Source organism: Shewanella marinintestina (assembly GCF_023283845.1).
Classification (GTDB): Bacteria; Pseudomonadota; Gammaproteobacteria; order Enterobacterales; family Shewanellaceae; genus Shewanella; species Shewanella marinintestina.
Genome location: NZ_JAKILC010000048.1, coordinates 1 through 627, shown reverse-complemented (window position 1 = coordinate 627; position 627 = coordinate 1). Strand labels below are relative to the sequence as shown.

Genomic DNA, 627 nt, shown 5'->3' with positions numbered 1-627 from the left:
CTTGAACTAGCTGAAGCTCTAGACACATACATCCCTGAGCCAGAGCGTGCTATCGATGGTGCATTCATTCTTCCAATCGAAGATGTTTTCTCAATCGCTGGTCGTGGTACTGTTGTTACTGGTCGTGTAGAGCGCGGTATCATCAAAGTTGGTGAAGAAGTAGAAATCGTTGGTATCAAAGATACAACTAAGTCTACTTGTACTGGTGTTGAAATGTTCCGTAAGCTTCTTGACGAAGGTCGTGCTGGCGAGAACTGTGGTGTTCTTCTACGTGGTATCAAGCGTGAAGAAGTAGAACGTGGCCAAGTACTAGCTGCTCCAGGTTCAATCACTCCACACACTACTTTCAAGTCAGAAATCTATGTTCTGTCTAAAGAAGAAGGTGGACGTCACACTCCATTCTTCAAAGGCTACCGTCCACAGTTCTACTTCCGTACAACTGACGTAACCGGTACTATCGAATTGCCAGAAGGCGTAGAGATGGTAATGCCTGGTGACAACGTAGCTATGACTGTTACTCTAATCTGCCCAATCGCGATGGACGAAGGTTTACGCTTCGCTATCCGTGAAGGTGGCCGTACAGTTGGTGCTGGTGTTGTAGCTGAGATCGTTGCTTAATTAGCAACG

Annotated in this window: 1 protein-coding gene; it reads left to right on the top strand. The window is 46.4% G+C overall.

The genetic code is table 11. The features are described 5' to 3' along the window. Positions 1-618, top strand: a 618-nt coding sequence (locus L2747_RS21380) for an EF-Tu C-terminal domain-related protein (protein ID WP_249000920.1), incomplete at its 5' end; no start/stop codon positions are given. Positions 619-627 lie beyond the last annotated feature (9 nt).